Origin of the sequence: Bacillus sp. FSL H8-0534, from assembly GCF_038005885.1 — a bacterium.
In the GTDB taxonomy this organism is placed as follows: domain Bacteria; phylum Bacillota; class Bacilli; order Bacillales; family Bacillaceae_G; genus Bacillus_A; species Bacillus_A pseudomycoides.
Genome location: NZ_JBBOUC010000001.1, coordinates 2,255,775 through 2,269,327, shown reverse-complemented (window position 1 = coordinate 2,269,327; position 13,553 = coordinate 2,255,775). Strand labels below are relative to the sequence as shown.

Sequence of the window (13,553 nt, the reverse complement as noted above, 5' to 3'; positions counted from 1 at the left end):
GCTACGTGCTTTCTATCTTATAGGAAACCCACGACATACCTCTCGATAGCTCTCCACAAACAAGTTGTTTGTGACAGTTCTGCACTTATTAAATAGCAGACCCAGCAAGAATGCACAGTGGGCATTTCTTACTTCGGCAACCATTCCTTTCCCATTCATTCATCGATGCCACTACATCTCCTGAAATGATACTCTTAATGACTGCAACCTCTACCTCACCGAGATACGAATGAGGATTTATGTATTAAATTAACATAATCAAGGGTAACAAATGAATTTTTATACGTCAATGGATATAGCAATAATCAGACTATAGTGAACAATTTGTCATTAAAAGAAGAGGGATTTTTTTAGAAATAGGCTCTGTTAATCTGTGTGTTAACCTAATGAAGCAAATATTTTTGATATTTTGTCTCACTTGAGTCTAGAAAAACAACATAGTTATTCTGTAACTTTACTTGAGAATGTGATGGATTGGTTAATGAGAGAAGAGAAAGCGGGCTCATTGTAGCTCTTTTTTCTGTGCTGAAATATTACCATATAACAGAGCCTAGGAATAAAAAAAGAAGCTAAGTCTACAACCGTAGATTAGCTTCTAACACGAAATATTATACTAAGTTTAATACAGTTACTTTTTCACGTGTCATAGACTCAAGGCTCTTACGAATACCTTGTGCTCCCATACCAGAACCCTTCACACCGATGAATGGGAAGTGGTCAGGACCACGCTCTGTACGTCCGTTAATTTGAACGGAACCAGTATCGATTTTGTTTGCAATTGCAAATGCTTTATTAATGTCTTTTGTGAAGACACTTGCTTGTAAGCCGAAATCTGATTTGTTCGCAATTTCAATTGCTTGTTCATCAGAAGAAACACGGATGATTGGAAGGATTGGGCCGAATGGCTCTTCCCAAGCAACTTTCATATCTTCTGTTACATTGTCAATTAATGTTGGGTAGATTAAGTTGCGCTCGCGTTTGTTACCAATTACGATTGTAGCGCCTTTTTCTACTGCATCGTCAACTAATCCTTGAACGAAATCAGCAGATTTATCGTCGATTAATGGCACGATTGTACTGTCTTGTTCTGGAGAACCAACAGTTAATTCAGCCACTTGATCTTTTAATAAGCTAACAAGCTCGTCCGCTACATTTTCATGTACAAGCACGCGCTTGATTGCAGTACAGCGTTGACCTGAGTATGAGAATGCGCCACTAACGATATGTTTTGCTGCTTCTTGTAAGTCAGCATCTTCACGTACGATACCAGGGTCTTTACCGCCAAGTTCTAATACAAGCGGAATCATAGCAGCTTTTTTCGCTAAGTGAGCACCTGTGTGTGTACCACCTGTGAACGATACCATATTTACGCCAGGATGTTCTACTAAGTAGTCGCCGATAACAGAACCGCGTCCTGTTGCTACGTTTACAAGTCCTTTTGGAAGACCTGCTTTATGAAGAGCTTCAACCATTTTAATACCGCTAATTGCGCCTTGTGTTGCTGGTTTAAAGATAACAGCGTTCCCCATAATAAGAGCTGGTGCAAGTTTTGCAGCAGATAAGTTTACAGGGTAGTTAAATGGTGCGATTGCTAAAACAACACCACGTGGTGCACGTTGAATGATTGCAAGCTTGGATTTAGATCCACCAGGGAAGCTATCGCCCATCATGCTTTCGCCATGCATGTGTAATGCTTCATCTACAGTATAACGAATTAAATCAGCTGTACGAACAACTTCTTTTTTCGCATCTTTATAACCTTTACCGACTTCTTTCATCACGATATCGGCAATTTCATCTTGCATATTTACGAGCTCATCAGCCCATTTATATAAATATTTTGCACGATCTTGAAGAGAAGCTTCAGCCCATTCTTTTTGAGCTTGTTGTGCTGATTTAATTGCTTCGTCAACCTCTTCACGAGTAATTGCTTGTACTTTACCAATTACTTCGTGTAAGTATGGTGATGGAATATCAATTGTTTGCCCAGAAGAGCTTTCTCTCCATTCACCGTCTAAATAAAATTTGTACGTATTGCTAGTTGTCATGATTTGTCCTCCTAAAATAGCAACTTGTAAGAGTGAGTATATGGTGATTGTAGGGGGTTTGAGAACATTTTTCAAACAAAATGTTTATGGAAACGATTTCTTATGTGATTTTTATTTTGTATGCCCTTTCTTAAAGGGGTTTACCTTATTTGTAAGTGAAATATAGGATTATCTATAATAATATCGATAGATAATTTTTTCGAGTATCGAGGTGGTATTGTACATCTTTTATTTTTGGTGATAAAAGTTTATTTTGTAAAATAATGAAAAAACAATTGACAGAAAAGTTGATAAAGTTATAAAATTAAAAATGGAAAATAAATGAAGGGGGTGCGCGTAATGATTGTAATGGTAAATATGACTGGCTTAGTTGGATTACATGGTGGGAAACATTCATATCATTACGCAACCCGTACGGAAAGATAGTGCTTTTTTGTTTTTTCAAAAAGCGTACGTTGCGTATTTCGTAACGTACGCTTTTATGCGTTTTTGCGCATATCGTCAAGCGGCGGTATGCGTTTTTTTGTCTCTATTTTGGTTGTTTCCATACTTTGTATGGTTTCGATAAAGTGAAACTTCCATCCGTAAGGGGGATTTATCTCCCACGGATGGTTAGTTGAACCAATCGGGCATTTACGGGCAGTTATCCCCTTATCTATCGTTCTCATTTCTTGCTGAATCTTGAGGTGGGGATTTTACTGCCCGCAAATAGCGGGGTGGAAAAATATGGAAGGTGAGAAGTTATGGTGAAACAGTACAATTGGTACGGTGTAAAAGCAGGGGCTTTTGATAGTGGATAACAGAAATAGACTGAAACAAAATCGAGAAGGGAGAGATTTCATTGTTTTCAGTATTACAAAAGTTAACATGGTTTTTTAAAGAACATTGGAAGAGGTATAGCATAGCAATTGGAGTGCTTCTAATTGTAAATGTAATAGAGGTAATTCCTCCGAAAGTAATTGGATTAACAATTGATCATATAAAAGTAGGTTCTTTAACAAACGAAGTGATTATACAGTATGTTTGGATTTTATTTGGGGCGGCAGTTGGTGGGTATGTACTCACCTACGTATGGCAGCACCAATTATTTGGCGGTGCATTCGTGCTTGAAAAAACGATGCGTTCAAAATTTATGGGGCACTTGTTGAAAATGACGCCGACCTTTTATCACAAAAATCGTACTGGTGATTTAATGGCGAGAGCGACAAATGATTTAAAGGCGATTGCTATGACTGCTGGTTTTGGGATTTTGACACTTGTTGATTCTAGTTTATATATGCTCACAATTGTTTTTATGATGGGATTTTCAATCAGTTGGCAACTTACAATTGCGGCACTTCTTCCCTTGCCGATTATGGCATATGCGATGAATATATATGGGAAAAAGTTACATGAACGCTTTACGATTGCTCAAGATGCTTTTGGAGATATGAATGATAAAGTACTTGAATCGATTGCAGGCGTGCGTGTTATCCGTGCATATGTACAGGAAAAAGCTGATGAGCAAAGATTTCATCAATTAGGAACAGACGTATATGAAAAAAATATGAAAGTAGCAAGAATTGATGCACTGTTTCAGCCGACGGTTAAGATGCTAGTTGGTCTTAGTTATTTAATTGGTCTTGTATATGGAGCGTTTTTAGTGTTCCAATCGAAGGTTACTCTTGGTGAACTTGTGTCTTTTAACGTTTATCTTGGGATGATGATTTGGCCAATGTTTGCGATTGGTGAATTAATAAATGTCATGCAGCGCGGAAATGCTTCGCTAGATCGTGTCAATGAAACGTTAGCGTATGAGCCTGACGTGAAGAACGTGAAAAAGCCGACGCGTGTACACGAGCCAGAGTATATCGACTTTGATAAAGTTTCCTTTTCGTATCCTGCTTCACCTGAGCTTAATTTGAAAAATGTTTCTTTTTCATTAAAGCAAGGGGAAACGCTTGGTATTGTTGGGAAAACAGGAAGTGGTAAAACGACTCTTGTTCGCCAACTCCTTCGTCAGTATCCACTTGGAGAAGGGGATATTACGGTGTCGAATGTTACGCTTGATGAAATTTCAACCGAAAACGTACGAGGCTGGATTGGATATGTACCACAAGAGCATATTCTATTTTCAAAAACAGCACGAGAAAATATTTTATTTGGGAACAGAGAAGCAAATGAGGAGGAGCTTCAAAAAGCAATTGAAATTGCAGCATTTAAAAAAGATCTGGAGTTTCTTCCAGAAGGATTAGAGACGCTTGTTGGAGAAAAAGGTGTTTCTCTATCTGGTGGACAAAAACAACGGATTTCGATTGCGCGGGCTGTGATTCAAAATCCGGAAATTTTAATTTTAGATGATTCATTATCGGCTGTGGATGCTCGAACAGAAGCAGCGATTATTGAAAATATACGGAGAGAAAGAAGCGGAAAAACAACAATTATAACAACGCACCGCCTGTCAGCTGTGCAGCATGCTGATTGGATTCTCGTTATGGATAATGGTGAAATTATCGAAGAGGGAACACATGATAGGCTCGTTTTGAATGGTGACTGGTATGCGGAGCAGTTTGAAAGACAGCAGGGCGAAAACGTAGAGGGTGAGGTGAAAATATGAGTGTTGGAAAACGGTTATTTCAATACGCTATGAAAGTAAAGGGAACCATTTTTGTGGCACTGGCAATGTTATTTATTTTCGTTATTGCAGAGCTTGCAGGCCCATTTGTAGCAAAGACAATGATTGATGATCATATTGTCGGTATTGAGAAACCATGGCATGAAACAGTGCAAGGGGACGATGCCGTACTTTATAACGGAGCTTGGTATAAGCGAAGCGACCGCTTTGAACAAGGTGAACAAAAAGGAAAAGAAGTTCGTATTATACAAGTTGGTTTCACTTATTATTTTGTACCTAATAAGGTTGCTGCAGAGGGAACACGTTCTGTAAAGGGAGATATTATTACAGTTCAAAGTGGAAAAGCAGCGCAAGTGTATAAAGCAAAAATGTTAACAACCAAAGAAGTGTATTCGTTTTATGAACCTGAGATGAAACGATTACTTTTACTTGGCGGAGGATATTTTGCACTATTGTTAGTTGTATCTTTATTTGTATATGGTAAACAGTTTTTCTTACAGAAAGCATCTAATAAAATCATTCAAATTATGCGTGAAGATGTCTTTTCTCATATTCAAACATTACCGATTCGTTATTTCGACTATTTACCAGCAGGGAAAATTGTATCGCGTGTAACGAATGATACGGAGGCCATTCGGGAGTTATATGTAACAGTTTTAGCGACATTTGTTTCTAGTTTTATTTATATTATCGGAATCTTTATTGCTTTATTTTTACTTGATATGAAATTAGCGCTGTTATGTTTAATTATCGTACCAATTTTAATTGTTTGGGCTGTTGTATATAGAAAATATGCCTCTGTGTACAATCATAAGATGCGCTCGCGGTTATCAGATATTAATGGAACAGTGAATGAATCCATCCAAGGAATGCCTATCATCCAGGCATTTCGTCAAGAACGTGCAATAAAGAAAGAATTTGAAGAATTAAATGAAGATTACTTTAAGTACCAAAATAAAATTTTAAATTTAAATGCAGCGACATCGCATAATTTAGTGGGTGTCTTACGCAACATTGCTTTTACGGCGGTTATTTGGTATTTTGGCGGTGCCTCTTTGAGCGCTGCTGGGATTATCTCTTTAGGGATACTGTATGCATTTGTCGATTATTTAACAAGGCTCTTCTCACCAATTACAAATATGGTAAACCAGCTTGCGAATTTAGAGCAAGCGCGCGTTGCATCGGAACGTGTATTTGAACTGCTGGATGAAAAGGGCGAAGTAGTGGAAGAGGAACGTATACCACGTCTTAATGGAAATGTTCGATTTGATGATGTTTCATTTTCTTATAATGGGAAAGATGAAGTGTTAAAAAACATTTCTTTCGAGGCAAAAAAAGGAGAGACGGTGGCCCTTGTTGGTCATACGGGATCTGGGAAAAGTTCTATTATGAATGTACTTTTCCAATTCTATGAGTTTCAAAAAGGAAAACTTACAATCGATGGGCATGACGTGAAAAATATACCAAAGCAAGCACTCCGCGAGCACATGGGAATTGTATTACAAGATCCATTTTTATTTAGTGGTACAGTTGCGTCGAATGTAAGTTTAGAACATCCAAAGATTTCAAAGGCTCGAATTGTAAAAGCACTGCATGATGTAGGGGCAGAACGATTTGCTAACAATATAGAAGAAGAAATTACGGAAAAAGGAAGTACCCTATCGACTGGAGAGCGCCAACTTATATCTTTTGCACGCGCGTTAGCATTCGATCCTGCCATTTTAGTGTTAGATGAAGCGACTTCAAGTATTGATACAGAGACTGAGGCGATGATTCAAGGGGCACTAGAAGTTGTAAAGAAAGGAAGAACAACATTTATTATTGCACATCGCCTTTCCACAATTAAGAGTGCAGATCAAATCATTGTGCTCGATCGAGGGACTATTCTTGAAAAAGGGTCACATGAAGAATTAATGCAGAAAAAGGGTCGTTATTATGAAATGTATAAAACGCAAATAGAAGGAAGTCAAAGTGCGTAACTTTCACGAAATGTTCAGAAAACTTTAAAGCAATGTTTACAAATGCTCCCATCCCTTTCCTTATCCATGTGATATGTTGGAAGCAAGGGGGAGATAGAGATGGAAGAATTATCAGTTACATTTAACATTGCTTTCTTTTTATTATTGTGCGGAATGATCGGGTATTGTGTATTAGATTCTTAAAAGAGCTTGCTGGTGTAGCAAGTTCTTTTTTAGTGTGTTGGGAAACAGGGGGATAGCTGCCTCCTATTTTTGTCGTTGTTTGTCAAAATGATAATCCCATAGTTAGTAAAATGATTGTTGAGAGCAGTTAACCTCTGATAAACTTAATTTATCAGAATTTTCCGGACTGATGATTGTTTGATGTTTCGTTAAAGCATAGGATTGAGGAATAAGCATAAGAAAATTTAACTAAGTAATAACCGAATTTAGCAGAAGACTAACTATTAAATGGGAGATGGGGGATTATCTAAATGATACGTGTTTATAGGGAAAAAGAAGATAAGGTCAGTATATTAAATCTAATAAAAAGTATGGGGATAGAAGAAGAGGTAGGTTCTTTAGATGATATTGTCCTAAATTCTATGCAATTTCTCCTATATGAACAAAATGGAATTGAAGGGTTCTCATATTCATCTGTCTATACAAATAGTGCTGGAGAGTCTATTGCTCAAATCAGTGTTTATGTAGAACCAGATTCCCGTTTAAAAGGTATTGGTTCTACATTATATAAAGCAATGGAAGAGGTAATTTCTAAAACAAAACCAGATTTTGTGTGTACTTATATGAGAGTCGAATCAGAAAATCCTATTGGTTTTGCTAAGAAAATGGGGTTTGAAAAATGGTGGGGTTCACTTGAATCGGTATACAAGGGAGGAACTTTTCCTAAAGCAGACATTGAGTTGATTAAATATGAAGATAGATTTTTTGACCAGTTTGTAAAAATGGTACAGGAATGTTATTACGAGTTGCACGAAAAGAATGATATTAAACCTTACCTTGCTCCAGAAGACGGTGTAAAAAAATACAAATTAAACAATAAAAATAATGTATATTTAGTGTTAGAAAATGAACAAATTGTTGCATCAGTTACTACTGGAGAAGGGATATTAGATAATTTAATGGTTGTTCCAAGTTACCAAAGAAATGGATATGGACGTAAGACTTTACAATTCGGTATGAACGAGATGTTAGAAGAAGGATACGAAGAAATCCGAATATGTTTTCTAGAGGGAAATGAAAGTGCTGAGAGGTTGTACACCTCTTTAGGCTTTAAGCCGCTTCATAATACACAGGTTTATCGAAAGTTCTTGTAAATTAAACACTCATTATTCCACAATCGGGAGCTTTAATGGAACAAGGGAACTCAATAATAGGAGTTCCCTTTCTTTATCTCAAAAAAACAACATTGTTTAACATAGCTTTTTGTGTAGAAAAATCCATATTGATCTTTCAACAGCCCAGTTATGACTATGAAGGAGAAAAGAAGACTTCTACTCATTTTCTCCTTTTGTTTTCAAACGGCATGGGGCAAAAAAAGGCCCTGCCCGCATTTATGCATGGTCGGATCCTCTCTCCCATCTAAAAAACAATGGTTTTGTCAATTTATATAAAAGTAAGTATTGTTTTACCTTTCTTCTTAGAAGTGCTATATTTAAAAATGTTACTTATTTTTTGTATGTGGTGATTTTATATCATGTTGTTTGATTATGAAAAAAAAGGATACACTAATGACGAACATTTTCATTGAAAAATTGTTCAAGATTGCATACAATCAATATAGTTTTTAAATTCCTATCAGAATACTTGGAGGACTAATATCATGAAGAAATTATTTTCAGTGCTTGCAGTAGCTACACTAGCAGTCGGTATTGTGGCGGGCTGTGGCAAAGAAGAGAAAAAAGATACAGCTACTAGTCAAGATGCATTGCAACAAATTAAAAAAAGCGGTGAATTCGTTGTTGGTACAGAAGGTACATACCCACCGTTTACATTCCACGATGGAAGTGGAAAATTAACTGGATTTGACGTTGAGTTAACAGAAGAAGTTGCAAAACGTCTCGGTGTGAAACCAGTATTTAAAGAAACACAATGGGATAGCTTGCTTGCAGGGCTTGATGCAAAACGTTTCGATATGGTTGCGAATGAAGTCGGAATTCGTGAAGATCGTCAAAAGAAGTATGATTTCTCTAAACCGTATATTTCTTCTTCAGCAGCACTTGTCGTTGCAAAGGATAAAGATAAACCTGCTTCATTTACAGATGTAAAAGGATTAACAGCAGCGCAGTCTTTAACAAGTAACTATGCAGATCTTGCAAAGAAAAATGGTGCGAAGATTCAAGGTGTAGAAGGCTTTAGTCAAGCAGTAGAACTACTTAATACAGGTCGCGTTGATTTCACAATCAATGATAAATTATCAGTGTTAAACTATTTACAAACGAAAAAAGATGCAAACATTAAAATTGCAGCAACAGAAAAAGAAGCGTCACAAAGTGGGTTCTTATTCCGTAAAGGTAGCGATAAGCTTGTACAAGAAGTAGATAAAGCGTTAGAAGATATGAAAAAAGATGGTACGTATGACAAAATAACGAAAAAATGGTTCGGTGAAAATGTATCTAAGTAATGCATTGATTACAGATCGATTATCTACATGGATAGATATTATGCAAGCATCCTTCATGCCTATGCTAGAGGGTGCTCTTTTCACGACAATCCCATTAACGCTTATCACGTTCGCGATTGGTCTTATATTGGCGACTTTGACGGCCTTAGCGCGTATTTCAGGTAGTCGCCTACTGCAATGGATTGCTCGTATCTATGTATCTATTATTCGCGGAACACCACTTCTTGTACAATTGTTTATTATTTTCTATGGGCTTCCAACTTTAAAAATTGAGATTGATCCATATACAGCAGCTATTATTGGTTTTTCATTAAATGTTGGTGCATATGCATCTGAAATTATTCGTGCTTCTATTTTGTCTATTCCAAAAGGACAATGGGAAGCAGCATATACAATTGGGATGACATATCCACAGGCGCTGAAACGCATTATTTTACCACAAGCGACACGTGTATCGATTCCACCGCTTTCGAATACGTTTATTAGCTTAGTGAAGGATACTTCATTAGCATCATTAATTTTAGTAACAGAGCTGTTTCGAAAAGCACAGGAAATTGCAGCAATGAACTATGAATTTTTAATTGTTTATTTTGAAGCAGGTCTTATTTATTGGGCGATTTGTTTCTTATTATCTATCGTGCAACAAATATTAGAAAAACGTTCAGAGCGTTATACGCTTAAATAATAATCCTTTTATAAAAGGAGTTTTTGTTTTTATGATTTCAATTCAACATTTACAAAAGAGTTTCGGTGATAACACGGTACTAAAGCATATTGATTTATCAGTGGAGAAAGGTGAAGTTGTTGTCATTATTGGGCCATCTGGATCTGGTAAGACAACATTTTTACGTTGCCTGAATGTATTAGAAACACCAAATGCAGGTATTGTTCGCATTGGTGACAAAGAGCTGGATTTCTCTAAAAAAGTAACGAAGAAAGATATTGTAAATCTTCGTACACAAACAGGTATGGTGTTCCAGCATCATAATTTATTTCCTCATTTAACAGCAATCCAAAATGTAATGGAAGGGCTTGTTACAGTGAAAAAAGTAGGGAAAGAAGAAGCGAAGAAAAAAGCGACATATTTCCTTGAGAAGGTTGGACTTGGTGACAAAATGGAGTTATATCCATTCCAACTATCTGGTGGCCAGCAACAACGCGTTGGAATTGCTCGTGCGCTTGCGATGGAACCAGAAGTTTTATTATTTGATGAACCAACGTCAGCGTTAGATCCAGAACTTGTACAAGAGGTCCTAAAGGTAATGAAGGAACTTGCACAAGAAGGAATGACGATGGTGATTGTAACGCACGAAATGCGCTTTGCTCATCAAATTGCGAATCGTGTTATCTTTATGGATGGCGGCGTTGTTGTGGAACAAGGTACACCAGAAGAAGTATTTACAAATCCAAAAAAAGAACGAACGAAGCGATTTTTACAAATGCTAGGGTAGAAAGAAAGGTCTCAAGCGAATGCTTGAGACCTTTTTTGCCATATATATTTATTTTTGGTATCCGCCAAGGCTTTGCTCAGCCATTGCTACTAAACGTTTTGTAATTTCGCCACCAACAGAACCGTTTGCACGAGCTGTAGAATCTGCTCCTAATTGTACACCAAATTCTTGAGCGATTTCATATTTCATTTGATCGATTGCAGCTGTTGCGCCTGGTACTACTAATGGATTGTTTTGGTTTGCCATAGGAATGTATCCTCCTTAAAGTATAGAAATTTTTTTGGTTGGATTAGCTGGAGTTGAACCAGTTTATCGCCTCGTTTGGCGCTAATCCATCGTTTGAAGTGAATGTACTCATAGTATGGATGTTACGTAGAAAGATATGCGAGTTAATAATTTGTAAATTTTGTAAAAATATATACCGATTTTAATTTTTCAGCATATAAGTTACAGCTATGGATAATGAAAGGTGACCTGCACTCTTTTTCTCTCTGTGTTTTCACTTGGCATGGGGCAGGAAAAGGATCTGAATGCTTCTATGCATGGCCGGATGCTCCCTCCCACCTAAAAAGAAGGAGTTTATTTCGTTTTTTTAATTTGTATTTTTCTAAAAGAAGGTTACACTAATTGTAAATATGAAACCTCTATGATTGGAGGAGTTATAAATGGGAATATGTCCACTTTGCAATGCACTGGAAGCTCAAGTATATTCTTGTCAAAGTTGCCTGAATGTACTCCAAGATTATGGGAAAGTTGTAGATTATACAGATGCTTATAGCGCATATATGGATCAAGATTTATTAATAGAGGTAGACGGTTTAACAGGGGAGAATTCTCAGCAATATTGTGTTCATGTTTTCTATTGCGGGACGTGTGGTACACAAACTGAATTAACGGTGAAACTGGTGTATTGAACTACCCTCACAAAACAGTTCCTCTCGTTCAACAAAGAGGATACAACGATATAGAGTTCGGTAGTGTCTGTATGTAAGACGACCCATTCTATCTTCCGACGAAAGGCAAACAAAATAGGTACAACTACTTTGTTCTTATATCGAGGATCGAACACTTTGTCATGCATCCAGTTCCTAGACTTGTTATCTGCTCTGGTAATAAGCGTAAAAATCTGGGACAAAGTGCTCTTTTTTATCATGCTAATAGTTTTGCTAGTTTTTTCTTTTCATTTTCAAACAAGTGTAACCGTTCGATTTGTAAAACTTCTTTCGGTTGATCTACATCGTATAGCTGATAGAAATGATGCGTGCGAATATCCAATCGATTGTTTAATTGATGCCAATGGCTCCAGTGATGTGCGTCTTTCTTTGGAAGATAAGGCTGAAGCACCCCAGGTACTTTTTCTTTATACCCTAACCCTCGGCGACCAATCGTAAAAGCCGCAGATTGATGAATAGAGATGCCGAATTTGCGCATGTATTTCATCTTTCCGGAGATTGAAGTGTAAGCGGGATTCACTTGAAAGACAGCCACGCCCCTTTTATCTGCACGATTCAGAATTGCACTTGTCATCTTCTCATAAGCAAACATACTCCTCATTCGATTCGCATGTTTATTTCCATATCGATTCCCTGTTTTCGATTGGGTTGTATCTAACTTCTCGATGACAATCGGCTTGTTATACCGCTCCGCTAAGTCCACTAAGCGAATCGCTTCCACTTCGATGATCTTTGTGATTTGTCCTGTGGATTTACCCATGATAGAAAAACCAAGGGAACCACTTCCTTTGTAATTCCCATCCTTCGTTACATTCGCCCACGCAAAATGCTCAAGATTACAATCCAAACCAATGACACCATCTGATTTACTATAATTTGTGTGAGGATTTTCCGGTACATCGACTAAACATTTTACAATGTAATATTCCCCATAGTCTTCCACAGACCACGTAATTGGTTTACCGTGTTTTTTCTTATTTTCACACTGTAATTGAGTTATGATCACTTCCTCAATGATTTCTTGTCCATACGGGAACGTAACAGCTGGAAACATCAGTGTTTTTCCGGAACTTGTCGTCATCCATAATCCCTTTGTCTCAGGCACATACTGAAACACAAAATTCCCATGTTTAGCATCTTTACGGCCAGATAGAATGAGTTGTTTATTTCGAGCACGGGAAAAGAATGTTTTCCATTTGTCATGGTTACGTACAAACTCGCGGGTGGTAAATTGAGAGCGAAATAGTTTTTTACTTCCAAATACTGCGCTCGGAATATGCGTTTTGTGTGATGTAAGTTTTTGTGTTAAGCGGTATTGCCGGTGGGTTAAAAGGCCGATTTTCGCCTGAATCCTTTTCATTTGAACATCCAAGTATTGGTGCTCAAACAGATATTCATTCAGCCAAATCAATGTGTCTTTTTTACGAGATAAGGAGATGAGGTTGTTGTGCTTCGCCAAGCGGGTGTTTTTCGGAAACGTCAGCTTTCCTTTCACACAACTTTGTTTGATTTTACGAAGATTTGTCAGTTTTGTCCGTTCTTGTTTCAACTTTTTCTTGAGCTTCTTGATTTTCTCTTGTGTTTGTTTCTCATATAGCTTTTGTAACTCCATTAAACCTGTAAACAACGCCTTCGCTTCTTGCGCCGCACTGTTTGCATAATAATCATTCAATTGATATTTCCGCTTGAGAACGAGATGAAGACTGTCTGTATATATCTTACGGTTCCAACGTTTTTCCCGAACAATCATTTGAAACGCAAAGCGCTTCGCCTGATTAAATATTTCGATTGTCTCTGCCAATGCATCTACCATTTCATGCGGTACATCTATCTTATAGATCCGTTTCGAAAAATACGCTTTCTTCACCTGTTCTCACCTCATTTT

11 protein-coding genes and 1 riboswitch are annotated in these 13,553 nt (G+C 37.3%); of the genes, 8 read left to right on the top strand and 3 right to left on the bottom strand.

Features of this window, described 5'->3' with window-relative positions; genetic code table 11:
- Positions 1–38 precede the first annotated feature (38 nt).
- Positions 39–221: riboswitch (Lysine riboswitch) on the bottom strand.
- 387 nt (positions 222–608) lie between these two features.
- Complete coding sequence (locus tag MHH71_RS11650; RefSeq protein WP_006093663.1) at positions 609–2,048, bottom strand: NADP-dependent glyceraldehyde-3-phosphate dehydrogenase; 1,440 nt, start codon at positions 2,046–2,048, stop codon at positions 609–611.
- Positions 2,049–2,889: 841 nt separating this feature from the next.
- Between MHH71_RS11650 and MHH71_RS11645 the strand changes: the two genes are divergently transcribed.
- From MHH71_RS11645 to MHH71_RS11615, 7 genes are all read left to right on the top strand, one after another.
- A complete protein-coding gene (locus tag MHH71_RS11645; RefSeq protein WP_006093662.1) occupies positions 2,890–4,644 on the top strand; it encodes an ABC transporter ATP-binding protein in 1,755 nt (584 codons plus the stop codon).
- A complete protein-coding gene (locus MHH71_RS11640; protein WP_033798659.1) occupies positions 4,641–6,641 on the top strand; it encodes an ABC transporter ATP-binding protein in 2,001 nt (666 codons plus the stop codon). Before MHH71_RS11645 ends, MHH71_RS11640 begins: the two co-directional genes overlap by 4 nt.
- Positions 6,642–7,114: 473 nt before the next feature.
- The gene (locus MHH71_RS11635; RefSeq protein ID WP_033798658.1) at positions 7,115–7,957 is read left to right on the top strand and encodes a GNAT family N-acetyltransferase; all 843 of its coding nucleotides are present in this window, start codon (positions 7,115–7,117) and stop codon (positions 7,955–7,957) included.
- A gap of 35 nt (positions 7,958–7,992) precedes the next feature.
- Positions 7,993–8,226: a hypothetical protein gene (locus tag MHH71_RS11630; RefSeq protein WP_033798657.1), complete on the top strand. Its 234-nt coding sequence runs from the start codon at positions 7,993–7,995 to the stop codon at positions 8,224–8,226.
- Between the two features lie 237 nt (positions 8,227–8,463).
- The gene (locus tag MHH71_RS11625) at positions 8,464–9,264 is read left to right on the top strand and encodes an amino acid ABC transporter substrate-binding protein (protein ID WP_003195492.1); all 801 of its coding nucleotides are present in this window, start codon (positions 8,464–8,466) and stop codon (positions 9,262–9,264) included.
- Positions 9,251–9,949 (top strand): amino acid ABC transporter permease, encoded by a 699-nt coding sequence (locus tag MHH71_RS11620; RefSeq protein ID WP_018782317.1) that lies wholly within the window; start codon positions 9,251–9,253, stop codon positions 9,947–9,949. The genes MHH71_RS11625 and MHH71_RS11620 overlap by 14 nt, the downstream gene beginning before the upstream one ends.
- 31 nt (positions 9,950–9,980) lie before the next feature.
- Positions 9,981–10,715, top strand: a complete 735-nt coding sequence (locus MHH71_RS11615) for an amino acid ABC transporter ATP-binding protein (RefSeq protein ID WP_006093658.1) — start codon at positions 9,981–9,983, stop codon at positions 10,713–10,715.
- 48 nt (positions 10,716–10,763) lie between these two features.
- On the opposite strand, the gene MHH71_RS11610 is transcribed toward MHH71_RS11615, so the two are convergent.
- Positions 10,764–10,961, bottom strand: a complete 198-nt coding sequence (locus tag MHH71_RS11610) for an alpha/beta-type small acid-soluble spore protein (RefSeq protein WP_003195499.1) — start codon at positions 10,959–10,961, stop codon at positions 10,764–10,766.
- 419 nt (positions 10,962–11,380) lie between these two features.
- Here MHH71_RS11610 and MHH71_RS11605 point away from each other — a divergent pair, with 419 nt between their 5' ends.
- On the top strand, positions 11,381–11,629 hold the full coding sequence (locus MHH71_RS11605) for a hypothetical protein (RefSeq protein ID WP_003204734.1): 249 nt from the start codon (positions 11,381–11,383) through the stop codon (positions 11,627–11,629).
- Positions 11,630–11,864: 235 nt separating this feature from the next.
- On the opposite strand, the gene MHH71_RS11600 is transcribed toward MHH71_RS11605, so the two are convergent.
- On the bottom strand, positions 11,865–13,535 hold the full coding sequence (locus MHH71_RS11600) for an IS200/IS605 family accessory protein TnpB-related protein (RefSeq protein WP_340723802.1): 1,671 nt from the start codon (positions 13,533–13,535) through the stop codon (positions 11,865–11,867).
- Positions 13,536–13,553 lie beyond the last annotated feature (18 nt).